26 protein-coding genes are annotated in these 25,215 nt (G+C 71.8%); 13 read left to right on the top strand and 13 right to left on the bottom strand.

The genetic code is table 11. The features are described from left to right. Positions 1 to 23: 23 nt before the first annotated feature. Positions 24 to 854 carry an MHYT domain-containing protein gene (locus ACIQNU_RS07280; protein WP_401361854.1) on the bottom strand — a complete coding sequence of 277 codons (831 nt, stop codon included), beginning with the start codon at positions 852 to 854 and terminating at the stop codon, positions 24 to 26. Positions 855 to 1,147: 293 nt separating this feature from the next. On the opposite strand from ACIQNU_RS07280, the gene ACIQNU_RS07275 reads away from it, so the two are divergent. From ACIQNU_RS07275 to ACIQNU_RS07265, 3 genes are all read left to right on the top strand, one after another. Continuing rightward, positions 1,148 to 2,023 (top strand): glycerophosphodiester phosphodiesterase, encoded by an 876-nt coding sequence (locus tag ACIQNU_RS07275; protein ID WP_401361851.1) that lies wholly within the window; start codon positions 1,148 to 1,150, stop codon positions 2,021 to 2,023. Between the two features lie 82 nt (positions 2,024 to 2,105). Further along, entirely contained in the window at positions 2,106 to 2,705 is a 600-nt protein-coding gene (locus tag ACIQNU_RS07270; RefSeq protein ID WP_401361849.1) for a methylated-DNA--[protein]-cysteine S-methyltransferase, read from the top strand. Between the two features lie 90 nt (positions 2,706 to 2,795). Beyond that, positions 2,796 to 4,043, top strand: a complete 1,248-nt coding sequence (locus ACIQNU_RS07265; RefSeq protein ID WP_401362535.1) for an MFS transporter — start codon at positions 2,796 to 2,798, stop codon at positions 4,041 to 4,043. 55 nt (positions 4,044 to 4,098) lie between these two features. On the opposite strand, the gene ACIQNU_RS07260 is transcribed toward ACIQNU_RS07265, so the two are convergent. Continuing rightward, positions 4,099 to 4,461, bottom strand: coding sequence for a cupin domain-containing protein (locus ACIQNU_RS07260; protein ID WP_401361846.1), 363 nt, complete (start codon positions 4,459 to 4,461; stop codon positions 4,099 to 4,101). Between the two features lie 383 nt (positions 4,462 to 4,844). Here ACIQNU_RS07260 and fdhA point away from each other — a divergent pair, with 383 nt between their 5' ends. Further along, positions 4,845 to 6,071, top strand: coding sequence for a formaldehyde dehydrogenase, glutathione-independent (fdhA, locus tag ACIQNU_RS07255; RefSeq protein WP_401361843.1), 1,227 nt, complete (start codon positions 4,845 to 4,847; stop codon positions 6,069 to 6,071). A gap of 120 nt (positions 6,072 to 6,191) precedes the next feature. Here fdhA and ACIQNU_RS07250 read toward each other — a convergent pair whose 3' ends face one another. Next, positions 6,192 to 6,623, bottom strand: coding sequence for a VOC family protein (locus ACIQNU_RS07250; protein ID WP_401361840.1), 432 nt, complete (start codon positions 6,621 to 6,623; stop codon positions 6,192 to 6,194). Positions 6,624 to 6,767: 144 nt separating this feature from the next. Between ACIQNU_RS07250 and ACIQNU_RS07245 the strand changes: the two genes are divergently transcribed. From ACIQNU_RS07245 to ACIQNU_RS07235, 3 genes are all read left to right on the top strand, one after another. Beyond that, on the top strand, positions 6,768 to 7,676 hold the full coding sequence (locus ACIQNU_RS07245; RefSeq protein WP_401362533.1) for a pseudouridine-5'-phosphate glycosidase: 909 nt from the start codon (positions 6,768 to 6,770) through the stop codon (positions 7,674 to 7,676). Beyond that, positions 7,673 to 8,584, top strand: coding sequence for a carbohydrate kinase family protein (locus ACIQNU_RS07240; RefSeq protein ID WP_401361837.1), 912 nt, complete (start codon positions 7,673 to 7,675; stop codon positions 8,582 to 8,584). The genes ACIQNU_RS07245 and ACIQNU_RS07240 overlap by 4 nt, the downstream gene beginning before the upstream one ends. Positions 8,585 to 8,730: 146 nt before the next feature. After that, positions 8,731 to 9,858, top strand: coding sequence for a magnesium and cobalt transport protein CorA (locus tag ACIQNU_RS07235; RefSeq protein ID WP_401361834.1), 1,128 nt, complete (start codon positions 8,731 to 8,733; stop codon positions 9,856 to 9,858). Between the two features lie 37 nt (positions 9,859 to 9,895). Here the strand turns inward: ACIQNU_RS07235 and ACIQNU_RS07230 are convergent, their stop codons facing one another. Further along, positions 9,896 to 10,375 (bottom strand): DUF1772 domain-containing protein, encoded by a 480-nt coding sequence (locus tag ACIQNU_RS07230; protein ID WP_401361831.1) that lies wholly within the window; start codon positions 10,373 to 10,375, stop codon positions 9,896 to 9,898. Between the two features lie 179 nt (positions 10,376 to 10,554). Here ACIQNU_RS07230 and ACIQNU_RS07225 point away from each other — a divergent pair, with 179 nt between their 5' ends. The 3 genes from ACIQNU_RS07225 to ACIQNU_RS07215 all read left to right on the top strand — a co-directional run bounded on the left by ACIQNU_RS07225 (position 10,555) and on the right by ACIQNU_RS07215 (position 13,315). Then, on the top strand, positions 10,555 to 11,187 hold the full coding sequence (locus ACIQNU_RS07225) for a uridine kinase (RefSeq protein WP_401361828.1): 633 nt from the start codon (positions 10,555 to 10,557) through the stop codon (positions 11,185 to 11,187). A 108-nt stretch (positions 11,188 to 11,295) separates the two neighbouring features. Then, positions 11,296 to 11,718: a CBS domain-containing protein gene (locus ACIQNU_RS07220; RefSeq protein WP_401361826.1), complete on the top strand. Its 423-nt coding sequence runs from the start codon at positions 11,296 to 11,298 to the stop codon at positions 11,716 to 11,718. A gap of 112 nt (positions 11,719 to 11,830) precedes the next feature. Further along, complete coding sequence (locus ACIQNU_RS07215; protein WP_401361824.1) at positions 11,831 to 13,315, top strand: glutamate synthase subunit beta; 1,485 nt, start codon at positions 11,831 to 11,833, stop codon at positions 13,313 to 13,315. Positions 13,316 to 13,462: 147 nt separating this feature from the next. Here ACIQNU_RS07215 and ACIQNU_RS07210 read toward each other — a convergent pair whose 3' ends face one another. Together ACIQNU_RS07210 and ACIQNU_RS07205 are read right to left on the bottom strand one after the other, a co-directional pair. Further along, entirely contained in the window at positions 13,463 to 13,705 is a 243-nt protein-coding gene (locus ACIQNU_RS07210) for a DUF397 domain-containing protein (RefSeq protein ID WP_401361821.1), read from the bottom strand. Next, complete coding sequence (locus ACIQNU_RS07205) at positions 13,706 to 14,566, bottom strand: helix-turn-helix domain-containing protein (protein ID WP_401361818.1); 861 nt, start codon at positions 14,564 to 14,566, stop codon at positions 13,706 to 13,708. 213 nt (positions 14,567 to 14,779) lie between these two features. Here ACIQNU_RS07205 and ACIQNU_RS07200 point away from each other — a divergent pair, with 213 nt between their 5' ends. Together ACIQNU_RS07200 and ACIQNU_RS07195 are read left to right on the top strand one after the other, a co-directional pair. Then, the gene (locus tag ACIQNU_RS07200; protein ID WP_401361816.1) at positions 14,780 to 15,469 is read left to right on the top strand and encodes an ATP-binding protein; all 690 of its coding nucleotides are present in this window, start codon (positions 14,780 to 14,782) and stop codon (positions 15,467 to 15,469) included. Next, on the top strand, positions 15,460 to 15,900 hold the full coding sequence (locus ACIQNU_RS07195; RefSeq protein WP_401361814.1) for a hypothetical protein: 441 nt from the start codon (positions 15,460 to 15,462) through the stop codon (positions 15,898 to 15,900). Before ACIQNU_RS07200 ends, ACIQNU_RS07195 begins: the two co-directional genes overlap by 10 nt. A gap of 167 nt (positions 15,901 to 16,067) precedes the next feature. Here the strand turns inward: ACIQNU_RS07195 and ACIQNU_RS07190 are convergent, their stop codons facing one another. The 5 genes from ACIQNU_RS07190 to ACIQNU_RS07170 form a co-directional block, all read right to left on the bottom strand. Then, a complete protein-coding gene (locus tag ACIQNU_RS07190) occupies positions 16,068 to 16,241 on the bottom strand; it encodes a hypothetical protein (RefSeq protein WP_401361811.1) in 174 nt (57 codons plus the stop codon). A 200-nt stretch (positions 16,242 to 16,441) separates the two neighbouring features. Further along, the gene (locus ACIQNU_RS07185; RefSeq protein WP_401361809.1) at positions 16,442 to 17,206 is read right to left on the bottom strand and encodes a DUF899 domain-containing protein; all 765 of its coding nucleotides are present in this window, start codon (positions 17,204 to 17,206) and stop codon (positions 16,442 to 16,444) included. Positions 17,207 to 17,415: 209 nt separating this feature from the next. Then, positions 17,416 to 18,459 (bottom strand): phosphatidylinositol-specific phospholipase C domain-containing protein, encoded by a 1,044-nt coding sequence (locus ACIQNU_RS07180; RefSeq protein ID WP_401361806.1) that lies wholly within the window; start codon positions 18,457 to 18,459, stop codon positions 17,416 to 17,418. A gap of 166 nt (positions 18,460 to 18,625) precedes the next feature. Further along, positions 18,626 to 20,431, bottom strand: coding sequence for an FUSC family protein (locus ACIQNU_RS07175; protein ID WP_401361804.1), 1,806 nt, complete (start codon positions 20,429 to 20,431; stop codon positions 18,626 to 18,628). A gap of 236 nt (positions 20,432 to 20,667) precedes the next feature. After that, positions 20,668 to 22,161 (bottom strand): membrane-associated oxidoreductase, encoded by a 1,494-nt coding sequence (locus ACIQNU_RS07170; RefSeq protein WP_401361801.1) that lies wholly within the window; start codon positions 22,159 to 22,161, stop codon positions 20,668 to 20,670. 213 nt (positions 22,162 to 22,374) lie between these two features. Between ACIQNU_RS07170 and ACIQNU_RS07165 the strand changes: the two genes are divergently transcribed. Then, positions 22,375 to 23,241, top strand: a complete 867-nt coding sequence (locus ACIQNU_RS07165; RefSeq protein WP_401361798.1) for a serine protease — start codon at positions 22,375 to 22,377, stop codon at positions 23,239 to 23,241. Between the two features lie 72 nt (positions 23,242 to 23,313). Here the strand turns inward: ACIQNU_RS07165 and ACIQNU_RS07160 are convergent, their stop codons facing one another. Then, positions 23,314 to 24,123 (bottom strand): nucleotidyltransferase domain-containing protein, encoded by an 810-nt coding sequence (locus ACIQNU_RS07160; RefSeq protein ID WP_401361796.1) that lies wholly within the window; start codon positions 24,121 to 24,123, stop codon positions 23,314 to 23,316. Between the two features lie 75 nt (positions 24,124 to 24,198). Further along, positions 24,199 to 25,179: a threonine/serine dehydratase gene (locus tag ACIQNU_RS07155; RefSeq protein ID WP_401361793.1), complete on the bottom strand. Its 981-nt coding sequence runs from the start codon at positions 25,177 to 25,179 to the stop codon at positions 24,199 to 24,201. Between the last annotated feature and the right edge of the window lie 36 nt (positions 25,180 to 25,215).

Raw genomic sequence — 25,215 nt, 5'->3', positions numbered from 1 at the left:
CCCCCACTGACAACCGGGTCCCGTCAGCGGCGCTGCGGGGTGCGGTGGACCGGTGGCACCCCGACGAGGGTGGGTTCGTCGACGACCGCCGCCGGGAGGAGGGCGGCGCGGGTCCACTCCGCCCTGCCGAGGACGAGCAGCGGGTCGAACAGGACGACGACCACGGCGACCAGCAGGAAGGCGAGCGGGCCGATCAGCATCGGCGCGAGCAGTTCGGCGGACGAGGCCCCGTCCGGGGCGCCGGTCGATCCGTGGAGTTCGACGTGGACGGCGGCCATGCCCGTGTAGTGCAGGCCGGTGCCCGCCAGGCCCATGAGGAGGCTCGCGCCCACGCTCCACAGGAAGCCCCGCGCCTGTACGGCGGTCCACAGGGCGGTCGTCGCCGCCACCACGGCGACGGCGACGGAGGCGGCGACGGTGAGCGTGTTGTACTCCAGGCGCCCGTCGAGGCTCAGTCCGGCCATGCCCAGGTAGTGCATGGAGGCGATGCCCAGACCGGTGACGGTGCCGCCGGTGAACAGCGCGGCCCCGGTCCCGCCGCTGTAGCCGACGACGAAGATGCCCGTACCGATCATGGCGACGCCCGCGCCGAGGCTCGCGAAGGTGAGCGCCGGATCGTAGTGGACCGGGGTCTCACGGACGGTGAAGCCCATCATGGCGATGAAGTGCATGGTCCAGATACCGGACCCGATGGCGGCGGAGCCGAGCAGGAGCCAGCCCGGCCGCCAGGACTGTCTGACGAGCAGCGCTCTGGTCGTGCAGCGCAGCCCCAGGGCCCCGCCCAAGCACGCCATGACGTACGCCACCACCGGCGTGACCAGTCCGTAGCTGAAGCCGTCGACCGTCCCCTGCATGCGCGGTAGCCCTTTCACCGTCCGGTGCCCTGGTGTTGTTCGCCCCCGCCCCGAAGCAACGGATCCGCCTCGAGTTGACGCCGAGAGTATGGCCCGGCCGGAACGTACGAACGATTTTCCGGCAAAGAATCACGTCGCTGTCGCAGATGCACACATCGGCTCGCCGGAGCGCCACATCGGTGTCGGTGCGAATAGCTCATCCGTTCAGCCCGTGTCCACTGGCCGACTGCCCCGCGTTGACTCTCTGCTGTCACTGTCGAACCGACCGTGTTCATACGATGCGAGGAGTACACGTGTACGCACGCGCCGCAGCAGCGACGGCCGCAGCTCTGGTGGGCACCGCCGCTCTTGTCCTCCCCACGACCTCCGCGCAGGCCGCGCAGACCGGTGGGGGAACCGTCGTGGTGGCCCATCGCGGTGCCTCGGGGTACGCGCCCGAGAACACCCTGGCGGCCGTGGACAAGGCCGCGTCCCTGGGCTTCGACTGGGTCGAGAACGACGTACAGCGCACCAAGGACGGTGTCCTGGTGGTCATCCACGACACCGACCTGAAGCGCACCACCGATGTCGAGCAGGTGTTCCCGAAGCGCGCGCCGTGGAACGTCAGGGACTTCACCGCCGCCGAGATCGCCAAGCTCGACGCGGGCAGTTGGAAGAGCGCCAAGTACGCGGGCGCGCGCGTGCCGACGCTCCAGCAGTATCTGCGGCGCGTCGACGCCAACGGTCAGAAGCTGCTGATGGAGATCAAGGCGCCGGAGCTGTACCCGGGCATCGAGGCGGACATCGTCCGGGTGCTCGGCAAGGAGAAGTGGCTCGATCGCGGTCATGTCAGGAACCGGCTGATCGTGCAGAGCTTCAGCGCGGACAGCATCCGCGCGGTGCACCAGCGGCGCCCCGATGTGAAGACCGGTTTCCTCGGTACGCCTCCGGTGTCGCAACTGCACTCGTACGCGTCCTTCGCCGACCAGATCAACCCGAGCAACACGACCATCTCGGCGGCGTACGTCGCCGCGGTGCAGGCCTTTGACGGCCCGCACGGACGGCCGCTGGAAGTCCAGACGTGGACGGTGAACGACGCCGCCACCGCGCGCCGCGTCGCCCGCTACGGGGTGGACGGGATCATCACGAACTATCCGGACGTGGTGGAGAAGGCGCTCGGCCGCTCCTGACGGCGGCCCGTCGGCGGCCCTTGGGCAGCGCGGGTCGCCGGGCCGGACGGCGTTGTCAGTGCCGGGTCGTACGGTGGTCCGCATGAACATCGACGGGCAGGGCGGGCACGCCGAGCGGGGTGGGCGCGGCGAGCAGGGCGGGCGCGGCGGGCAGCAGGTCGTGTGGGCCGTCGTCGGCACCGGCATCGGGCCGCTGTTGCTGGCCGCGACGGCGCAGGGCCTGGTGAATGTCGTCTTCCACGCCACCGACGAGACACGTGACCAGGCGCTCGGCCGGCTCGCGTCCCGGTTGGGGACCGAGCCGGTCGAGGCGCCCGGCTCCCCCCTGCTCGCCGAGTCCATACGGCAGGTCGCGGCGTACTTCGCGGGCGAGCGGCGCGACTTCGACCTGCCGCTGGACTGGTCGCTCAGCTCCGGGTTCAACCGCGAGGTGCTGCGTGCGCTGGAGTCCGGCGTGCGGTACGGCGCGGTCGTGGGGTACGGCGATCTGGCGGGCCGGGTCGGTCAGCCGGGCGCCGCGCAGGCCGTCGGCGTCGCGATGGGGTCGAATCCGCTGCCCGTGGTGGTGCCCTGCCATCGTGTCGTCGAGAGCGACGGCGGCATCGGCGGGTTCGGCGGCGGCCTGGAGACCAAACGGAAGCTGCTGGCCCTGGAAGGAGTGCTCCCCGAACCTCTGTTCTGACGGCCCTGCGAGACTGCGCCGGTGACACAGGACGAGGAACAGGTCGGGCGGCAGGTCGAGCGGAGCGACGGGCAGGGCGCGCGGGATGGTGTGCCCGTCGCGGCCGAGAACCTGCCCGCGCTGCGGCGCCGCATATCCGCGGTGCTGATAGCCGGGCAGATACTCGGCGGGCTCGGGGTCGCGACCGGTATCGCGCTCGCGACGGTGCTCGCCCAGCAGGTCAGCGGCACCGAGTCGCTGGCGGGTCTCGCGCCGACGGCCACGGTCGCCGGTACGGCGGTGCTGTCGATGCCGCTGGCCGCGCTGATGACCGCGCGGGGACGGCGCCCCGGGCTCGTCCTGGCGTATCTGATCGGCGCGGCCGGCGGCGGGCTCGTGGTGGTGGCCGCCTCGATGGGCAACTTCCCGCTGCTGCTCGCCGGCATGGCGGCGTTCGGCGCGGCCTCGTCGGCGAACCTCCAGGCCCGGTTCGCGGCGGCCGACCTCGCCGAGCCCCAGCACCGGGCCCGCGCGATCTCGAACGTCGTGTGGGCCACCACGATCGGCGCGGTGCTTGGTCCGAACATCGCGGCGCCCGCGGGCCGCAGCGTCAGCGGCCTGGGCATACCGGCGGCGGCCGGGCCCTTCCTGTGGGCGTCGGGCGTGTTCCTGCTGTCCGCGCTCCTGGTCGCCGTACTGCTGCGGCCCGACCCGCTGCTGACCGCGCGGGCACTGGCACCGGCCGAGGAACAGTCGCCTCGGGCGCGCTCGTTGCGGGCCGGGTTCGCGGCGGTGACGGCGTCCCCGCGCGCGCGGCTGGCGCTGGTGACGGTCGCCATCGCGCACACGGCGATGGTCTCGGTGATGTCGATGACGCCCGTCGCGCTGGGGCACCACGGGGCGGGCATCGACCTGATCGGTCTGGTCATCAGCGGGCACATCGCGGGGATGTACGCGTTCTCGCCGGTGATGGGGCGGCTGTCCGACCGGTTCGGAAGGATCTCCGTGATCGGGCTCGCGCTGGCCCTGCTGGCGTGCGCGGCGCTGCTCGCGGGCACCGCGGGCGCCAGTCACGCGCAGACGGCGGCCGGGCTGTTCCTGCTGGGGCTGGGCTGGTCGGCCGGGCTGGTGTCGGGCTCCGCGCTGCTCACCGACTCCGTACCGCAGCCCGCGCGGGCTCCCGCGCAGGGGCTGTCGGATCTGACCATGAACACGGCTGCCGGGGTCGGGGGCGCCGCCGCGGGACTCGTGGTCGCCGTGGCGGGCTACGGCTGGCTCAACCTCGCCGCGGCCTGTCTGCTGCTCCCCCTGGGCGCGCTGGCGCTGTTCACGCGACGCACGCCGAAACAGGCCGTGTAGGGCCTGCTCAGGCCGTGTAGAGGCAAAGGGCGGCTCAGGCCGCCTGCCAGGGCGTCTAGAGGCTGATGTGGTACGCCTTGCGCAGCGTCTCGTGCACCGTCCAGGTCGTACGGTCGCCCTCGCGCAGGACGGCCGCGTCGCCGGGACCGACGGTAAGGGTGTCGCCGCCCTCGACCTCGATGGTGGCGCGTCCGCTGACGACCACGAAGAGTTCGTTCGCCTCCGTGTCGGTCACCACGCCGGGCGTGATCTGCCAGATACCGCGCGACTGCTTGCCGTCGGGCGACTCCCACAGGACCTTGCCGCTGACGACCGGGGTGCCGGAGACGATCTGCGCCGGATCGAGCGGTTCCGGATCAAGGACGACATCCGGAATGTGCACGGCAAATGAGGAAAGAGTCTGATCATTCGTGTTCATGGCCGGTCACCTTAGCGGGGAGGCAGAACCGACCCGCGCCCGCCCCTCACGCGACCCGCGCCCGCCTCTCACACGGCCCTCACCCCGCTCAGCCGTCGCGTCGGGGGTCGGGGTGTCCGACACTGGAGGGGTGGATGGGGCGGAGTGCCGCGTCCGCACGACCAGGCTCGCACCGGGTTCGCACCGGGTTGGCACCGGGCTCACAGAGGGCTCGCGCCGGGGCGGCCGGGTCGGCACCGGGGCCGCGCTTCCGACGGCCGGGACGGTCGTCAGATCGGTGTCGCCGCGAAGGGTTGCCGTAGCGCTCACGCGCCAGCACACTCCGCCGTACGCACAACCCAACGGGGATCCGGGGAGACGGAGCCGAAGGGACGGCGAACAGCATGACCGACAACAGGGCAGTCGCCTATCTCAAGCCGGGGACGGTCGAAGTACGGACGATCGAGTTCCCGACGCTGGAGCTTCATGACGGGCCGGGAGTGGCTCCCGCGAACATCGGCCGCAAGTGCCGGCACGGAGTGATTCTCAAGGTGCTCGCCACCAACATCTGCGGCAGCGACCAGCACATGGTGCGCGGTCGCACCACCGCCCCCGAGGGCCTGGTCCTCGGGCACGAGATCACCGGCGAGGTGATCGAAAGGGGGCCGGACGTCGAGTTCATCAATGTCGGCGACGTCGTCTCGGTGCCCTTCAACATCGCCTGCGGGCGGTGCCGCAACTGCAAGGAGCGCAAGACCGGAATCTGTCTGAACGTGAACCCGGCACGCCCCGGTGCGGCATACGGCTATGTCGACATGGGCGGCTGGGTCGGCGGCCAGGCCGACTACGCGATGATCCCGTACGCGGACTTCAACCTGCTGAAGTTCCCCGACGCGGACCAGGCGCGCGAGAAGCTGCTGGATCTGACGATGCTGTCGGACATCTTCCCGACGGGCTTCCACGGCGCCGTCACCGCGGGCACCGAGGTCGGGTCCACGGTGTACGTGGCCGGGGCGGGCCCGGTGGGTCTTGCCGCGGCGGCGTCCGCGCAGCTCCTGGGCGCGGCGGCGGTCATCGTCGGTGACCTGAACGCCGAGCGGCTGGCGCAGGCCCGTAGCTTCGGCTGCGAGACCGTCGACCTGACGCGCGGGACCGTGGAGGACCAGATCGAGGAGATCCTCGGCGAGCCGGAGGTCGACGCGGCGGTCGACGCGGTCGGCTTCGAGGCGCGGGCGCACGGCAAGGACACCGAGGAGGCGCCCGCGACGGTGCTGAACTCGCTGATGGGCGTCGTACGCGCGGGAGGCGCGTTGGGCATTCCGGGGCTGTACGTCACGGACGACCCGGGCGGCATCGACCAGGACGCCCGTACCGGCACGCTGAAGGTGCGGCTGGGCCTGGGCTGGGCCAAGAGCCACCGGTTCACGACAGGGCAGTGCCCGGTGATGCAGTACAACCGGGGTCTGATGATGGCGATCCTGCACGACAAGGTGCACATCGCCAAGGCGGTCAACGCGACGGTCATCGGCCTGGAGGACGCCCCGCGCGGGTACGCCGAGTTCGACCAGGGAGCGAGCCGCAAATACGTGCTCAATCCGAACGGCGCCCTGGACTCCGCACGAGCCGCCTGACCGGACCACCCGGCCGGAACGACACGGGAGTGTGGGGGCACATCACGCGCGCGTGGACGACGCGAATCGACCACGCGCGCGTACGCGTGCACCTGCCGGACGCCCGCACCCTGCGGACCGCTACGCGTCGTCGTAGTGCCGGGCCTCGAAGACGTTGCCGTCCGGGTCGCTGAAGTAGAAGCTCCGGCGGGCCTCGCCCCGGGCACCGTAGGCGCCGTACGAGACGTCCGACATGGTGACGCCACGCTCCGCCAGACGTGTGCGCAGGGTCGTGAACCCGGCTTCGGAGAGGGCGACGCAGACATGGTTGACGGGGTGCCCGGCAGCCGCGGCGGCGCCCGGGACGACATCCATGCGCGGGGCGAGGGTCAGGGGGGCGAGGTCGACGATGGTCTCGTCGTTGAGCCGTACGGAAGGGAAGGCGAGCTTGCCTTCGATGAACTCCGTGAGCCGCAGTGGGGTCAGGCCCAGCACGCTCTCGTAGAACTCGGCCGATGCGACCGGATCGCGTACCCAGAGAACGACGTGGTCGAGGCGTGCGGTGTCCGTCATGGTCACCAGGCTGCTGCCGGGCGTCCCGCCTCGCAAGGGTTCGGGGCCTGTCGGGTGCGTCGTACGGGTTTGACGGGGTGCCGCGCCCGCCAGGGATGACAGTGGGTTGACCGGGTGGAAGTGACGGGAGAGGCGGGGAGCACTGTGGTGCTGGTCGTGTCCGACGAAGTACAGGAGGCGCTCGATGCGCGGCGGCCGGTCGTGGCGCTGGAGTCGACGATCATCGCGCACGGGCTGCCGCGCCCGCGCAATCTGCGGGTGGCACGGGAGCTGGAGGAGGTGGTCCGCGCGGAGGGCGGTGTCCCGGCGACGATCGCGGTCCTGGACGGGCGGCCTCATGTCGGCCTGGACAAGGAGCAGTTGGAGCGGATCGCCAATGAGGACGACATCCGCAAACTCGGCCACCGCGACCTGCCCCTCGCCGTGGCGACCGGAGCGAGCGGGGCGACGACCGTGTCCGCGACGGCCCTGCTGGCGGCCCGCGCGGGGGTACGAGTGTTCGCCACGGGTGGCCTCGGCGGGGTGCACCGGGAGTGGACGGTGACCCAGGACGAGTCCGCCGACCTGGGGCTGCTCGCACGGACCCGGATCACCGTGGTGTGCGCGGGCGTGAAGTCGATCCTCGACGTTCCGGCGACCCTGCAGCGCCTGGAGACCCTGGGCGTCGCGGTGGTCGGCTACCGCACCGGCCGCTTCCCCGGTTTCTACCTCTCGGACTCGGGACACCCCGTGGATTGGATGCTGGAAACGCCGGCTGAGGTCGCGGCCGTCATGCGCGCCCAGGACGCGGTCGGAGGAATCGATTCAGCGCTGATCGTCGCCCAGCCGGTGCCGGAGTCGGAGCAGCTCGATCCCGCGCTCCACGCGCGCGTGCTCGACGAGGCGCTGTCGGCGTGCGCCGAGCAGGGTGTGACGGGTCAGGCCGTGACGCCGTTCCTGCTGGACCATCTGGTGCGGCACACGGACGGTGCGTCCCTGAGCGCGAATCTGGCCGCCGTGCGCGGCAACGTACGCCTGGCGGGCCGGATCGCGGCGGAGTGGGCGGCGGGGTGACGGGGGCGCTGCTGGTCGTCGGCGACGTGGTCACCGACATCGTCGCCCGGCACCGCACCCCGCTCTCGGCCGGCACCGACACGTCCGCCGAGATCCGTACGCTGCCGGGCGGCGCGGGCGCCAATGTCGCGTGCTGGGCGGCGCACCGGGGCGGCACGGAAGTGCGGCTGCTGGGATGTGTCGGGGCCGACTCCGCGGCCTGGCACGAGCGGGAGCTGACCGCCGCCGGCGTACGGCCGCTGCTGGTCGTCGATCCGGAGGCGCGGACCGGGACGGTGATCGCGCTGGTCGACGGGGGCGCGTCGGCGGAGCGGACCTTCCTCACGGACAGCGGGGCGTCGCTGCGGCTGTCGTCCGACGACTGGTCGGCGTCGCTGCTCGACGGTGTCGGGCGGCTTCATCTGTCGGGGTACCTGTTCTTCGCCGCGCGGACCCGGACGCTGGTCGCGGCGGCGCTGGCGTCGGCACGCGCGCGGGGCGTGCCGGTGAGTGTGGATCCGGCGTCGGCGGGGTTCCTCAAGGAACTGGGCGTGGAGCGCTTCCTCGCGCTGGCCGACGGTGTCGACCTGTTGTTGCCCAGCGAGGACGAGGCGCGGCTGCTGACCGGGGTGCCCGACCCGGAGGACGCGGCGGCGAGGCTGAGCCGCCGGTTCCCGGAGGTCGTGGTGAAGCGGGGCGGGCGGGGGGCGCTGGTGGGGCGCGGCGGTGCGGTGCGCGACCGGGTTCCGGCGGTTTCGGCGGTGCGGGCGCGGGACTCCACGGGAGCGGGGGACGCCTTCACCGGCGCGCTGCTCGCGGCGCTGCTCACGGGGGCCTCGTCGGCGGACGCGGCGGCGGAGGGGTGTCGTGCGGGGGCTTGGGCGGTGGCGCGGGTGGGGGCACGGCCGCCTTCTCGTACGGAGTCGTGAACGCGGAGGTCCCGTCGCGAGGTGAAATATGGCCCGCCTTACTGAACGGAAGGCTCCGTTCCCACAGGTTGCGGGGACCCTTTTCCGGAGGTCGGCACCGACTGGCACACTTTTGCCAAGTCGCAGTCCAACGCGAGGAGCCCGACATGTCGATGACAGGCAACCTGCGGAAGGTCGGCAGCCTTCGCGGTGTCGGCAGCCTCCGTAAGGTGGCGCGTCTGACGCGCCGCCGACCCCGAGTCGATCTCAGCCACCCCGTGCGGTCACCGCTCGGATCCGCGGTGGTGAACTGTGTGACGTACCACGACGGTGTCCGCGGGCCGGGCGGGCGCGAACTCGTGGACGCGGTCGAGCGGGTCAGGAAGACCGGTGACGGATTCGTCTGGCTCGGGCTCCATGAGCCGACGGAGCTTCAGTTCGCGGGCGTGGCCGAGCTGTTCGAGCTGCATCCGCTGGCGGTCGAGGACGCGGTCCACGCCCACCAGCGCCCGAAGGTCGAGCGGTACGGGGACACGCTGTTCGCCGTGTTCAAGACCGTCTGCTACGTGGAGCACGGCGAACTGACGGCGACCAGTGAGGTGGTGGACACCGGCGAACTCATGGTCTTCGTCGGCCACGACTTCGTCATCACGGTGCGACACGGACGGCACGGTTCGCTCGGTCCGGTCCGTGAGGCGCTGGAGGCCGATCCGCAGCAGCTCGCGAAGGGGCCGGCCGCGGTGCTGCACGCCGTAGCGGACCAGGTCGCCGACGACTATCTCCAGGTCACCGACGCGATGCAGGCCGACATCGACCAGGTGGAGTCGGACGTGTTCGCGGAGGGCGGGGCGCGAGTCGACGCGGGCCGTATCTATCAGCTCAAGCGTGAACTACTGGAGCTGAAGCGGGCGGTGGTCCCTCTCAACCGCCCTCTTCACATCCTCGCGACCCAGCCGATGCGCACGGTCGCCCCGGAGATACAGGCGTACTTCCGGGACGTCTCCGACCATCTGCTGCGCGCCGCCGAACAGATAGCGGCCTTCGACGAACTGCTGAACTCGATTCTGCAGGCCCACCTCGCCCAGGTGACGGTCGCGCAGAACGAGGACATGCGGAAGATCACGGCATGGGCAGCGGTGATCGCGGTACCGACGATGGTCTGCGGCCTGTACGGCATGAACTTCGACCACATGCCGGAACTACGGTGGACATACGGATACCCGCTGGTACTGACGGTGATAGCGGGAATCTGCCTGTCCCTGCACCGGGGGTTCAGACGCAACGGCTGGCTGTGAGGCGGGGGGTGCCCCAATGCCCTGGAAAAACAGGGGCTCAGCCCGTCAAAGCCAAGGTGAAAGATGCCGAGGCCGCGAGTGCCAGTGCCGTGCGGACGTGGTTCCAGCGGGTCCACTCGCGTGCCCATGTCGTCCAGTACGGGGCGCTTTCCGGGGACTCGGGGGCGATCTTGTCCAGGGCGTCGTTGCGTGGGAAGTGTGCGGCGACGCTCACTCCGAACGAACCGAACAAGTACAGCCCGCAGCCGATCAGGCCGGCCGCCGCGCCCCGGTCGGGCCATGCCACGAACGTGACCACGGCGACCGCCGCGCTCAGTAGCGCCCCGCCCAGGAAGACCAGCATGAAGCCGGGGCTCGGGGCCGCCTTGTTGATCGCCTGCATCGCCGCGATGCCCTGGGCGGGCGGCAGCGCGGTGAGCCCCTTCATCACGAACGTCGAGAAGGCGTAGAGCGCGCCCGCCGTCAGCCCGCAGGCGATCGCCGCCGCCAGCGTCACCCCGAAGTACAGCGTGTCCATTACGACCACTCCCCCATCCGCCAAGGCGCGACCTCACGAAGAACACGAAGAACCCGATCATGCACGCCACTCGATCTGCCCAACCAGTCAATTCCGTTGCCACCGTTCCGCCCATGGCCCAGACCCGCACGCCCATACGCACACGTCTCACGCGGTGGTGCGCGCGGCATCATGGCTCTGTGCGGTTCGAAGCGATCACCTGGGAGCGGCTCGGCGACGCCCTCGCCGAGCGTCTGCTCGACCTGAAACCGGACGACGGCAGTCCATGGCCCCGCGTCGCCTTCGACGGAGCCCCCGCCGCCCGCCCGGACGACCTCGCGCGGCGGGTCGCCGATGCCCTGCAGATACGCGGCCGGGGCTCCCTGGCCGTCGGAACCGAGGGGTTCCTGCGCCCGGCGTCGCTCCGTTTCGAGTACGGGCGCGAGGACGCCGACGCGTACTACGACGGCTGGTTCGACAGCGCCGCCCTGTGGCGTGAGGTCTTCGGTCCGCTGGAGAGCGGCGGTACCGGCCGTGTCCTGCCCGATCTCTGGGACCCGGTCACCGACCGCGCCACCCGCAGCCCCGCCGTGCCCCTTGCTCCCGGCGGGGTGCTGTTGCTGCACGGCCCGTTCCTCCTGGGCCGCTGGTACCCGTTCGACCTCACCGTCCATCTCCGCCTGTCACCCGGAGCCCTGTCCCGCCGCACACCCCCCGACCAGCACTGGACCCTCCCGGCCTTCGAGCGGTACGAGTCCGACGTGGACCCCGACGGGACGGCCGACATCCTCGTACGGGCCGATGACCCTCGGCACCCGGCATGGCGCGGCTGACGTCTGCGCAGCGGGTGCGGGTCCCCCCTGGCCCGGCGAGAATGTAGGGCGCCGGGACTAGCGACGCTGCCCGCGCCGCGCCGGCCGTCCGGCACCGGGAGGTACCTCATGACCACCGCCGGAGACATCATGCACCGCGGCGCCCAGTGGATCCCCGCCCACGAGACCCTCGATCGCGCCGCGCAACTGATGCGCGACCTGAACGTGGGCGCGCTGCCCATCAGCGACGAGAACGAACGCCTGTGCGGCATTCTCACCGACCGCGACATCGTCGTCGGCTGTGTGGCGATGGGCCACGACCCGGCCCGGATCACCGCGGGCGACCTCGCCCAGGGCACCCCGCGCTGGGTCGACGCGGGCGCCGACGTCAGTGAGGTACTCCACGAGATGCAGGGGCACCAGATCCGCCGGCTCCCGGTCGTCCAGGACAAGCGGCTGGTCGGCATGATCAGCGAGGCGGATCTCGCCAAGCATCTCTCCGACGACCAGATCGCCACCTGGGTCGAGAGCGTCTACGCCAAGTCGCCCTGACCCCCACAACGCCCCCGCACCCCCGCCCCGCCCCGCCCCCGGTAGGCGTCTCCATGCCGGTCGGCCGGGGCGGACGTATCGTGGCCGGAGGGCGTTCGTGAGGGAGACGGCGATGGCCGACCCCAAGGGTTTTCTCACCACCACCCGGCAGGAGTGGCCGCGCCGCCCGGTCGAGGAGCGGGTCCGGGACTGGGACGAGGTGTACGTCCCCGGCGCGCTGCTGCCGATCATCACCGCGCAGGCCGACCGGTGCATGGACTGCGGGGTTCCGTTCTGCCATCAGGCGTGCCCGCTGGGGAACCTGATCCCGGACTGGAACGATCTCGTGGCCCGTGACGACTGGCGGGCGGCGAGTGAGCGGCTGCACGCGACGAACAACTTCCCCGAGTTCACAGGGCGGCTCTGTCCGGCGCCCTGTGAGGCCGGGTGCGTCCTGGCGATCAACCAGCCCGCCGTGACCATCAAGAACGTCGAGGTGGCGATAGCGGACCGCGCGTGGGAGGAGGGTTTCGCGGCGCCGCGCCCGCCGGACCGCCTCTCGGGCCGGACGGTGGCCGTGGTCGGCTCGGGCCCCGCGGGCCTCGCGGCGGCGCAGCAGTTGACGCGCGCCGGTCACACGGTCGCGGTGTACGAGCGGGACGACCGGGTCGGCGGGCTGCTGCGGTACGGGATTCCGGCGTTCAAGATGGAGAAGTGGCATCTGGAGCGGCGGCTCGGGCAGATGCGGGCGGAGGGCACCAGGTTCCGGGTGAGTACGGCGGTGGGGCGGGACATCGGGGCGGACGAGCTGCGTACCCGCTACGACGCCGTGGTGCTCGCGACCGGCGCGACGGCCTGGCGCGAACTTCCGCTTCCCGGAAGGGAGCTGTCGGGTATTCATCAGGCGATGGAGTATCTGCCGCTCGCGAACCGGGTGTGCGAGGGCGACCTCGGCGTCTCCCCCCTGTCGGCGGCCGGACGCCATGTCGTCATCATCGGCGGCGGCGACACCGGCGCGGACTGTCTGGGTACGGCGGTACGCGAGGGCGCGGCCTCCGTGACGCAGCTCGACATCTATCCGCAGCCGGACCCTGAGCGGTCCGAGGGTGAGCCGTGGCCGACGTATCCGAAGGTGTACCGGATGTCGGGTGCCCACGAGGAGGCGCGTGATCTGACGACGGCGCCGCTGGCCGACGCGGACGCGCGACTGTTCGCGGCGTCGACACTGCGGTTCGTCGGGGACAGGGCGGGGCGGGTGAGCGGGGTGCGGCTGACCGGGGTCGACGAGTGCCGCCGCCCGGTTCCCGGGACCGATCGGACGGTGCCCGCCGATCTGGTGCTGCTGGCGCTCGGTTTCTCGGGTCCTGAGCGGCACGACGGCCTGGTCGATCAGCTGGGGCTCGTGCTGGACGGGCGCGGGACGATCGCCCGCGACCGGGACTTCGCGACGAACGTGCCGGGGGTCTTCGCGGCCGGGGACGCGGCGCGCGGCCAGTCCCTGGTGGTGTGGGCCATCGCCGAGGGACGGTCGGTGGCGGCGGCCGTGGACCGCCATCTCACGGGTACGGACCGGCTGCCGGCCCCGATCGGCCCCGATGACCGCCCGATGACGGCGTGACCCGCCCCGGCCGACCGCCGGAGCGGGCGGAAGTGCCGGAGCGGGTCGAAAGCGGGTCGAATGCCTAGAGCGGGTCGAATGCCCGGAACGGGTCGGGCGGGCGCGGCACTCGCTGTCACGTGTCACCGTGGCGCCCGCCGTCACGTGTCACTGGAGCAAGAAATCCGCTTCGCCCGCCTTCGCCCCCATGATGAACGCGGTGATCTCCCCACGGGTGTAGATCAGGGCCGGCCCGTCGGGATCGGCGGACTGGCGTACGGCCACTCTGCCGTCGGCCAGCATCATGGCTTCGACGCAGTTGCCGCCGTTGCCGCCGCTCCAGGGCTTGTGCCAGCCCTCGCTGCCTAGTTCACGGGCGGGCATACCGTTGTATATCCCGGGTCGATCCATTCACAGCTCCTTGCGGAGATCCCGCAGGATCTCCTTCGTGCGATGTGCCGTGGCGGCCTGAGCCGCCATGCGGTCCATGACCTCCAGGTGGGTTGCCACCTCGTTGCGTCCGTCGAGATAGACGGCGCCGGTCAGGTACTCGCTGTAGACCATGTCGGGCAGTTCCGGCACGGCGAATCGGAACAGCACGAACGGCCCGTAGGTGCCGGGGTGCGGCCCGGCGGCGAACTCGGCGATCTGGAGCGTCACATTCGGCAGCTTCGCGGCTGTCAGGAGCTTGTCGATCTGGCCGCGCATCACCTCGGATCCGCCCGCCTGGCGGCGCAGGGCGGTCTCGTCCATGACGACCCACAGGCGGGGCGCGTCCTCACGGGTGAGCAGTTCCTGTCGCTGCATCCGCAGGTCGACATGGCGCTCTATGTCCTCGGGACTGGTCTGGCCGACGGCTCCGGAGAGCATCACGGCGCGGGCGTAGTCCTTCGTCTGGAGCAGTCCGGGAACGAAATGGGGCTCGTACGTCCGGATGAGGCTCGCGGCGCCTTCCAGGCTGACGTACATCGAGAACCAGCCGGGCAGGATGTCGTGGAAGCGCTGCCACCAGCCGGGCTGGTTGGCGTCCTCCGCGAGCATCACGAAGGCGTCGGCCTCCTCGTCGGAGACGCCGTACGACTTCAGCAGGAGCTGGAGATACGGGATCTTGAGCGCGACCTCGGCCATCTCCATACGGCGCACGGTGGCCGGGGCGACACGGAGGACCTTGGCGGCCTCCTCACGCTTGAGGCCGGCGCGTTCCCGCAGGTCCTGGAGGCGTCGGCCGAGTACGACCTGGCCGACGGTCGGCGCGGACCGCGGTTCGCTCACGTCCACCTCCAGACAGTCACGATGATTACGGCAGCACTAGAACGCGACCCAACTGGGGCCGCGTGGCGTGCTGTTGCGAGCAGTGTGCCATGGGCGCCCGCCGGGGCACACTGCACTCTGCATATTTCAGAGTGCCACTTGCCAAGTGTTCACGGCGGGGAGATAGTGGCAAACGTGACTCCGTCCGCGCCGTTAGGAACAGAAGCCACCGAAGTGGGTACAGGTCCCGTAGCCGCCGCCGGGGCGACCCCCGGCGATTCCGCCGGGCGCCGCTTCCGCTTCGAGCTGGCCGCCCACCCCGGCTCGCCCGCCCAGGCCAGGCGCCTGACCAGGGCGAGGCTGACCGGGTGGGCCGTCGGTGAGGACACCTGTGACGCCGCTGACCTGGTCGTTTCCGAGCTGGTCACCAATGCGATCGTGCACACCGCGTCCGAGCTGATCGTCTGCGAGCTGCACGACGAGGTCGAGAAGGTACGCATAGCGGTCCGTGACGAGGGGTGCGCTCCGGGTGAGCCGCGGCCTTCGCCGCAGCGCCCCGAGGAGGAGCACGGACGCGGACTGCTGCTGGTGGCGGCCGTGGCGAGCGCCTGGGGGGCGCACGAGACGGAGCCCGGACTCCTGGTCTGGGCGGAGCTGCCGCGAGCCGAGCAGAGTGCGGGACAGGGCACCGGGAAGATCGCCTCCCCGCCCCACGCACGGGACGCACAGACCCAGGACGCACAGATACCGGACACACAGGCACACCACGCGCAGGCGCACCACGCGCACAGCCCGCAGCACCACGCACAGCAGGACGCAATGACGCAGGACGCACCGCCGCGGGACTCCGAATCGCCGAGCACGGTGGCGACGGGGCCCGAAGCGGACGGGGCGGTCCGCGGAACGGGGGCCGAATGGGTGTGACGACCGCACGGACGCTGAGCCTCGACACGCTGGTCGCTCTCGACCGCAGACGCCCCCGCGGCACCCGGGAGATACGCGCACAGCGCCTTGAGGTGCCGTCCGGGATGACGGTCCCGCTGGGCTGCGACGCGGTGTCCGTGCCCGCGACCTACGCGCGCAGAATCCTGGCCCGGCTGCCCCGCGTGGGCTGTGTCTACGCGGATCCGGCGCACTGGTGGTGGATCGTCCCGTCGGATTCCGACGTGGCCCTCGACTGGCCGGCGCCCGCGCGGTACGCGACGGGGGCCCTGCTCCCCGACCCGGGCCGGCCGCCGGGGCTGATCCACCGGCCGGACGGGACGGTGCCGTACACGCCGCCGATCCCGCTCTATCTTGCCCTCTGCCGAGTCACTGGGACGCCGCCCGCCTGGTCGCGTCCCGTGACGGCCTGACCGGCGATGCTGGGGGTGTCGCCCGGTCACCCGGTCCGACCGGCGGCCCGTGGGGGTGCCGCCGGTCGGACCGCTTCGTCCGATCACACCGCCCCGTCACACAGCGTCGCCCACGAGGTCGCGAGGTCGGCCGCGATGTCCGGACTGTACGGCTCGGTACGGGTATGTCAGTCCGACGCCTCGCGGGCCCGCACGATGACCAGGAACGCGTCCGACGCCAGATCCATGACGACCTCGGCCTGCTGACCCTCGCTGCGGCGCGCCTGCGCGAACTCCTCCGCGGGCCAGGACCCGCGGGGCCCTCCGGCCGGGAAGCGCTCCAGCACCATGCGTCTGTTCACCGCGTTCTCCTGTTCTGACCATCGGCCCACCGTTCGTGTTCACGGGCCGTTCAAGTAGGAGAACGCGTCAGGGGCCGTTTCGGGTCGCGATGTGACGGGACCGACACCGATTCGGTGACATCACCTTGCCCTCGGTGCCGCCCCCGTCACCGTCAGTCCCCGTCACCATCAGTCCCCGTCACCATCAGTCCCCGTCACCATCAGTCCTCGTACTCGTCGTGGTAGCGGACCCGGGGGCTGCCGGCGGGGGCGCCGAGCGCCGACGACCTGCCCTGGGGCTCCTCCCACTCCTCCTGACGGCCGAGCGCGGTCAGGTCGAGGAAGGTGCTCGTGGAGCCGAGCCCGTCGAGACCGCGGCCGAACGTCGAGTACGTGTGGTACGCGCGGTCGCCATGGCGCAGGAAGCAGCTCAGGCCGGGCAGCTCGAAGGGCTGCTCACCATTGACGTAGTAGTCGGTGCCGGAGCGCTCGTGCTCCTCCTTGGTGCGGTAGTTGTACGAGATCGGCGCGACGGTCTCGTCGAAGGAGACATGGAAGTCGAAGTTGAACTCGCTGCCGTAGGAGGAGTACCAGGGCACCGTCCACCCCATCCGGGCCTTGAACGGAAGGATCTTGGTGAAGGGCGCCCGGGACACGGCGGCGAACGAGGTGCCGCGGGCCCGCAGATGAGCGAGGTGTCCGACCTGGTCGAGGAAGGACGAGCAGCTACGGCAGCCGGCGTCCCACTCGGGGTCGAACATGAAGTGGTAGACGACGAGTTGGTCCCGGCCGTCGAAGAGGTCGAGGAGGGTCGCCTTGCCGTCGGGGCCCTCGAACACGTACTCCTTGTCGACCTCCACCATGGGCAGCCTGCGCCGCTCCGCGTTCAGTTCGTCACGCGCGCGGGTGGCGGCCTTCTCCTTGGCCAGCAGCGCGCCGCGGGCCGCCAGCCAGTCGTCGCGCGAGACGATCTGGGGAAGTGACATCGTTCCTCCTCCGGACGGTTCGGTGGTTCTCAGGGGGATGGACCGTCCGGTCATCGGGAACTCATCGCTCGGCGCGCGGAATTTCTCCAGGAATTTTTTCGGCCCGCTTCCGCCGACGTGTCACGGCGAACCCCGGCGCGGGCGGCGGGCCCGTGCCGGGGCTGAGGGGGCGGGGCGGTCCGGGGCCGCCCCAAGGCCGTCCGGAGGGGTCAGCCCCGGGGCACAACCGTGGCGAGGACCTGCGGCAGCGGGTACCAGTCCGCGGAGACGATGCTCGCCTGGTTCTTCGCGAGCAACGCCACCCGCTCGCGGGCCTGGGCCTCGGTCGGGTTGGTGCCGTCGATGGCCGGGGACACGTTGTGGGCGTCGGTCATGATGACGAGGTAGTTCCGGTCGCCGTACCACTTCGTGTCGATGGAGCCGCCCGCGTAGGCAGAGGCGTCGCCGTCGAAGACGACGAACCAGGGGCGGATCGTCGGGTCGGTGTAGCGGGTGCGGGGGTCGCCCGCCGCCGCCTTGTGCACGGCGGGGAAGGCGGCGGCGGTGCCGAGGCGGCCGTTCGCCGCGAGGTCCCGGAGGTGGGTCGCGTACTCGCGGTCCGTCCAGAGGGTGTCGAGCGGGTTGCTCTCCTCGACGGTGCCGGGGATCAGCTCCACGATGAACTTGCCCGCGAGTGCGGAGCGCTGGGGCCAGCCGTTCGCCTGGACGGCCGCGTCCAGCGTGGCGTGGCCCGCGGCCAGGTCGCCGGGCCGGAACAGGGCGTCGCCGAGCTTGGCCGACAGGAGGGCGTCGAGTTCGGCGGGGCCGCGCCCGTTGTTGGCGAGGAAGCCGTCCTTCATCTCCACCTTGAGGACGACGGGCCGGTGACCGGGGTTGGCGTCGTGCCAGCTCCTGATGTCGGAGAGGCAGCCGGTGAGGCTCTGGTTACGGGCCTTCGTCCGGAGCTGGGCCGGGGTGGTGGCGTTCTCGCAGTTGTTGTCGTTGCCGAGCGGATTGCTGTGCGACACGCGCCAGCCGCTGCCGAACACATTGGTCCATACGTCGAGTTCGAGCATTCCGGCGCCGGAGTCCAGCGCGTCGGCGAAGTACGGGTACTTGGACTTCTCGTACGCGTTGTGCACGCCGACACCGGTCGTCGACGAGTAGGGCGACTGCGCCGGGGCGACGGCGACCGCGGGCCCGCCCGCCGCCACCAGCGCCGCTGCCGCCACCAAGGTCACCACGGTCCCCGTGACCCTCTTCGTGCTCCCCATGCTCCCCGACCCCTTCCCTTGCTTCCGTCTACGTCCGTAGCTTGCGTCAACTCACAAGAAACGTAAGGGAGTTGTGTGGCGCTGGGGAAGACGACGGCTTACCGGACCGGGGCGCGGGAGCAGCGAGTGCCGGTGGAGCGGCCGTGGACGGGTACGGGGAGGGCCGTCAGAGTGCGGCAGGCGGTCGAGGGCCGTCGTTCAGATGAACCGCCGTCGCCGTAGTGGCGTCGACCAGGAGTTCGAGCCGGGCGGCGGTCTCGGCGGTGCCCGCCGTGTGCCGGGCGAGGACGGTGAGTTCGGCGGCGGACAGCGCGGCGGCGGCCCGTACCTGCGCGAGGGAGCGGTACGCGTCGCGGCGCAGCGCCCAGCTCGCCGCGCGGTCGTCGGAGCCGCCGAGCACATGGCCGAGGTAGTCGTCGGCGGCCCGCGCGGCGACCGCGAGCCGCGCCCGTACGCCGTGGCCGCGCTGCCCCGGCAGCGGCAGGTGGCCGACGATCAGCACGATCGCGCAGGCGAGCAGCGTCTCGCCGATCCGGCCGGCGGCGGCCTGCGGTTCCCCGCCCACCTGGACCAGGCCCAGGACGAGGACCGTGACGACGGCGGTCTGGGCGGCGAAGTGCCGGGTGCCGACGGGGATGAGGGCGCCCGCGACGGCGACGACACCGACGGTCCCGTACGGCGTGGGCACCAGCGCGGCGAGTCCGGCGAAGAGGCCCGCGCCCAGCAGGGTGCCGAGCGCGCGGCACAGCACGCGCGACGCCAGCGGCCCCAGGTCGGGCTTGACGAGGAAGACGGCGGTGGCCGGGAGCCAGTACCAGTGCGGGTGGTGCAGCGACTGTGCGACGGCCGTGGAGACGCCGAGGCACAGGGCGACCCGTACGCCGTACTCGCGCCCGGCGGGTCCGACGGCGCGGCGGAAGCCCGTACGGAGTGCGGGTCCTGCCCCCACGGTGACCGGGGCATGGGCGGTCGTACCGGTGTCGAAGGCGTCGGCCGCGTGCAGCAGCGCGTCGTCCAGGGCGCGCAGGGCCGCCGTCGAGCGGGCGGGCGCCGGGAGCGGGCCGCAGGGCCTGGCGTCGCGGACGGCGGCGGCCAGCCGAGTCGGGCCGTCCGCCGCACGGGCGGGCAGCGGAGCCCCGCGCCAGGCGAGCGCGGTCGCCGCCTCGGCGAGCGGCAGCGCGGCGACGTACTGCGCGTGCAGCTTCCGCTCGGCGCCGGAGCGGCGGGGGCGCAGCGGCCGGGGGCCGCGCAGCGCGTCCTGTGCCTGGTCGAGGGCGGCGGTGAGCGCGACCCGCCGGGCGACGGCGTCGGCTCCCCCGGCGGCCCGTAGCAGCGCGGCGACCGCGTCGTAGACGGCGGCGACGGCGGCCCGTTCGATGTCGAGGCCGCGCGCGCCGGGCGACGGCAGGGCGAGCCGCAGCGTGAGCAGCCAGCCCGCGCCCGCGAGGAACAACAGGGCGCGCTGCGCGGGCGGTTCGGGCAGCGGCATGCCCACGCCGGCGGCGGCAGCGACGAGGAGTTGGGTGCCGGCGCCGGACGCGACGGGTCCGATGGCGCTGAGCGCGCCGCCGATCAGCCCGAGCCCGGCGAGCAGCGCGGTCAGGCCGAGCGTGACGAGCAGCGCGGGTCCCTCGCCGCCGCGCAGTCCGGCCGCGTAGGAGCCGATGAGCAGGCCGGTGGCGCCGGCGAGCGCGGGGACGCCGATGCGGTACGCGGAGGCGTGGCGGCTGCCCGGCCGGTCGTTGATCCCGGCGAACATCGCGCCGAGCGCGGCGGCGACCCCGGCCGTCGGGCGCCCCGCGAGTACGGCGAGCAGCAGCAGCGGCCCGGCGGCCAGCGCCCCGCGGACGACGGCGCTCCACGGGACAGGGCCGCGCTGGGTACGCAGGGCGTGCCCGAGCCAGGGCGGAACGGAGCGGGGGCTCCGCACGGAGGCGGGCGGGGGCGGGGGTGTGGGGGTGCGGGCGCGCACGGGGCTCCTGTCGGACGTCGTACGGGACGGCGGGAATAGGGGGTGCCGTCGGACGACGTCGGCCGGGACTGCGCTGTCCACGGTACGGCGCGTTCGCGGAGGGAAAGCGGCCTCCGTGTTTCCGCGATGTGACACTTCGCGGGTCGGCCTGTGCGACGCGTCACCGCGACGGGAGCCCCGCCCGACGAAAGCCCCGCCCAACGGAAGCCCGCACACCCCTCTACTGCTCTACTGCTCTACTGCCGGCTGATCACCCGCGTGATACCGGTCGCGATCGTCGTGGCGAGGATCCAGCCCATGACGATCAGGGCGTAGGAGAGCGACTGGTACCAGCCCTCCGGGGCGTACGCCTGTTCCTGGCCGAAGTCGATGACCGGGAGGAGCAGGTCCAGGGTGTAGAAAACGGGCTGGAAGGTGGGGGCCTCGCCGGGTTTGAGTGCGGGCGGGTGGTGGAGCGTGAAGACGACGGAGCCGACGGCGAGCAGGGACGCGAGCCAGCCGGCGGCCCGTATCGGCCGGAAGCCGTAGCCGACGGTCACCTCCTGGAGGTGGCCCCAGACCTTCGCGTACCAGGGCAGCGTGGTCCGGTGCCGGCGCTGTTTGGCGAGCTGGACGGCGCGGGCGGCGGCCTCGTCGCCGATACGGCGGTAGGCGGTGGCGAGCTGTTCGTAGGAGAACGGCACATAGCCCGCGGTGTCCCGGTCGAGCAGCGGCAGCCGACGGGCGGCCGGTTCGTGCGGGGCGAGCGTGGTGTACGTGAGGCCGTCGAGGTTGACCTCGCGGGGCCAGGTCTCGGGGGCGACGTGGAGGAGTTCGAGCTGGGAGCGGCGGAGGTTGACCTTGCCCTGGACGGGCGGTGAGGCGCGCAGCCACATCTCGCCGCAGACCATGCTGCTGGCGCGCAGGGCCATGCCGCCGGGGTTGGCGAGCCGGGCGTAGGCGAGGTTGAGCTGCCCGGGGATGCGCGCGCCGCGCAGGTCGACCAGGCCCTCGGCGTGCAGCCGCATCGCGCGGAGGTCGGAGCCGACGGTGAGCCGTTCGGCCTGGAGGACGCCGGCGCCCGGGTGGACGAGACGGGCGTCGTCCAGGTCGACGTTCCCGGCCACCACCGCGCCGTCCAGGCGGATTTCGCCGTACGCGACGAGTTCGCGGCCCCAGACGTCGTCCTCGCAGGCGCCCTGGTTGAACTGGAGTACGGGTTCGCGCACGGAGCCACCGGGCCGCGCACCCCCGCTGTCCGGCACCCCCAACCGCGCCCGGTCCAGGAAGAAGGCCCCGGAGATCCTGGCCCCGCCGAGCAGCACAGGCCCCGCGATCCGGCACCCGGTGATCCGCAGCACCCCGTCGACCCGCAGCGTCGCGGCCCGCATCCCCGGCAGCACCGATTCGCTGAGGTTGAGCTGTCTGACCTGGGCGCCGTAGAGATTGAGCACCTCGTCGAACCGGCAGCCCCACAGGCGTATCGCGCAGTCGACGGTCGCGTACTGGAGGTCGAGGCGGCCGGTGACACGGGCGCCTGTGAGGCGCAGGGCGGGTATCTCGCCGTCCGTGCGGGGGCCGGACAGGAGCAGGGCGCGCAACACCTCGGCGCGTACGGTCCGTTCGGGTCCCCAGTCGCCGGAGACCACGGCGTCCTCCGGTTCGCCGTCCGGCCGCAGGTCGACTCCGGCGCCGCTCGGGAACGCCTCCCACAGTCGGCGCTCGGCGGGGTTCAGGTCGGTGATCTCCATCGCGGGGACTCTGTCCCGACGCCGGACGGAGTGTCAACCCCGCACACCGGCACCCCTCTTACAAGCGGCGATACATCAACAGCCGCCTGTCTCCGGGATGTTCGATTCCTGGGCCCTGTTGTCCGCTGAGCCCGACGCCATCACAATGCGCATGACAACAGCACCACTCCACAGGAGCCCCACAGGGCTCCGCACCGGAGAGGAACCCCCCACATGAAGTCATCCCTCGTCGGCGCGCTCACCGCGCTTCTGCTCCTCGGAGCGGGGGCCGCGCCCGTGGCCGCCGCGAGCCAGGCGCCGTCGGCACCCCGGTCGGACGCCCGCGCCCAGGCGGACGCCGGTATCCAGGCCGTCAACTTCGCCGGGACGGTGGCGCTCAGCAACTGTTCCGGTTCGGTCGTCCGCATGCCCGACTCGCTGCCGACGGACCCCGCGCTCGTCATGTCCAACGGCCACTGCCTGGAGACCGGGTTCCCGGCCGCCGGACAGGTCATCGTCGACCGGGCGTCCAGCAGGACCTTCAGCCTGCTCAACTCGGCCGGCACCCGGGTCGCGACCCTGCGCGCCAGCAAGATCGCGTACGGCACGATGACCGACACGGACGTCTCGCTGTACCAGCTGACCAGCACGTATCAGCAGATTCAGACCTCGTACGGCATCGCGGCCCTGGAACTCTCGGACCAGCACCCCACACAGGGCACCGCGATCAGCGTGGTCTCGGGCTACTGGACGCGGATCTACAACTGCAACATCGACGGCTTCGCCTACCGCCTCAAGGAGGGCTCCTGGACCTGGAAGGACTCGGTCCGCTACACCTCGGCCTGCCAGACGATCGGCGGTACGTCGGGCTCCCCCGTCGTGGACCAGGCCACCGGCAAGGTCGTCGCGGTCAACAACACGGGCAACGAGAACGGCGGTCGCTGCACCGACAACAACCCGTGCGAGGTCGACCAGAACGGCACCGTCACCGTGCGCCAGGGCATCAACTACGGCCAGCAGACGTACGGGATACCCGCGTGCGTGGGCGCGGGAAGCAAGATCGACCTGAACGCGCCCGGGTGCACATTGCCGAAGCCGTAGCGGTAGCGGTAGCGGTAGCGGTATGCGGGGGCCGGACCGGTGGGTCCCTTACGCAGGGACCGGCGCGGTCCGTCACGTACGGGCCCGGGGACCGGCCTCCGCCTTGTCGAACTTGTCGAACAGTTCCTCGATCGCCGTGACGCCTCGTGTCAGGGAAGCGGGGTCGTCGGCGCGCAGCTCGGCGAGCACCGCGTCGACGCCCCGCAGTCCGGCCCGCTCAAGGAGCCGTTTCTCGTTGGTGACCCACTCGCCGCGCGCCGCCAGCACGCCGTGCGCCGTCTCCATCGCGGAGGTGGCGAGCGCGCCGGCGAGTTCGGTGAGCCGGCCCGCCGTGACGTGGTTGCCCTTGGCGTACGCGAGGGTGAAGCGGGCCCGGCCGTGCCAGTGCTCGGACGCGGTACGGCGCAGCGCGTCGGGGTAGCCGGGGCGGGGCAGTTCGCCGCGCAGCACCTGGTTGACGGCCAGCTCGGCGACCACCAAGTAGCTGGGGATACCGGCGAGATGGAACATCAGCGGCTCCCAGTGGAACCGTCCTTCGGCCGCCTCCCGGCACTCGTGCTCCACGACGTCGAGGTCCCGGTAGTGGACGTCGACGCGGCGCCCGTCGATCGTCAGCCACGCCCCGCCGTTGAACACGCCCCCGCCCCATCCACCGACGTCGGACGCCTCGCCCTCCCAGCCGAGCGTGCGGCACAGGGCGCGCAGGTCGTCCGGGTCGAATCCGCCCCGGTAGTAGACAGCGAGGTCCCAGTCGCTGTCGGGCCGCTCGGTGCCCTGGGCGCGGGAGCCGCCGAGGGCGACGGCGACCACGGTCGGCAGCCCGGCGAGCCGATCGGCAACCAGGTCGAGGAACGCGTCATCGGTGAAGGTGGAGGTACGCATAAGGCCGTTGACGCTAGCAAACACGCCCCGAGGCGAGAAAGAACTTTACGACGAGGGAGAGCCGGCCTTCGCGGGCTACGCGCGAGCCACCAGATCGCCCGGGTCGGTGTTCGCGCCGCACAGCACCACGCACACCCGCTCCCCCTCGTCGGGCGTGTACGCACCGGTCCGTACCGCCGCGAGCGCGGTGGACGCCGCGTGTTCGACGGCCAGTCTCCGCTGGTCCCACAGGCCTTGACGGGCCGTCACGATCGTGCTGTCGGGGACCAGGACCGAGACGCAGTCCGTACGCCGGGCCCAGTCGAGCGCGGCTGCCGAGACGCGCCGGGCGCCGAGCGAGTCCGCGGCGACGGAGTCGACCGGGACGTCGACCAGGTGGCCGGCCTCGATCGACGCGTTTAGGGCGCGGCAGTGTTCCGGTTCGGCGGCGACGACCCGTACGCCGTGCTCATGGGCCGCCGCCGCGACTCCGCTGAACAGTCCACCGCCACCGACCGCGACGACCACCGTGTCCAGGGCGGGCAGCGCCGCGTGGATCTCCTCCATGAGGGTGCCGGCGCCGGCGGCGATCAGCGGGTTGTCGTAGGCGTGGGACAGGATCGCCCCCGTGTCGGCCGCGTACTGCCGCGACGCCTCCAGGGCCGTCGCGTACTCCGTGCCGACCTGGTGGATGTCGGCGCCGAGGCTCCGCAGCTTGGCGACCTTCACGGCGGGCGCGTTCTCCGGCAGGAACACGGTGGCGCCGACCCCGCACCGGCGGGCCGCCCAGGCGCAGGCGAGACCCGCGTTGCCGCCCGACGCGATGACCACGCCGGCCTCCGGCATGTCACCGGTCTCGACATGCGCCGCCGTGAAGTTGGCGGCTCCCCGCGCCTTGAACGAGCCCGTGTGCTGACTGAACTCGTAGGCGAACCAGCCGTCCGCCGCGCCGATCTCACCGGCGTCGGCCGCGAAGACACCGACGGGCCGGGTGAGCCCGGCGATCCGGCCGGCCGCGGCTTTGACATCGGCGTAGCTGATCACGGGTTCGCTGAGCAGGGGATTCGGGGTGGTCATGCCCTCATCGTAAGCAGAGGGGGTGAGGGCGGAGGG

This window comes from Streptomyces sp. NPDC091292 (assembly GCF_044757265.1).
Lineage (GTDB): Bacteria > Actinomycetota > Actinomycetes > Streptomycetales > Streptomycetaceae > Streptomyces.
Note: the sequence above shows the minus strand (reverse complement) of the source record. Positions and strands in the feature narration are given on the sequence as shown.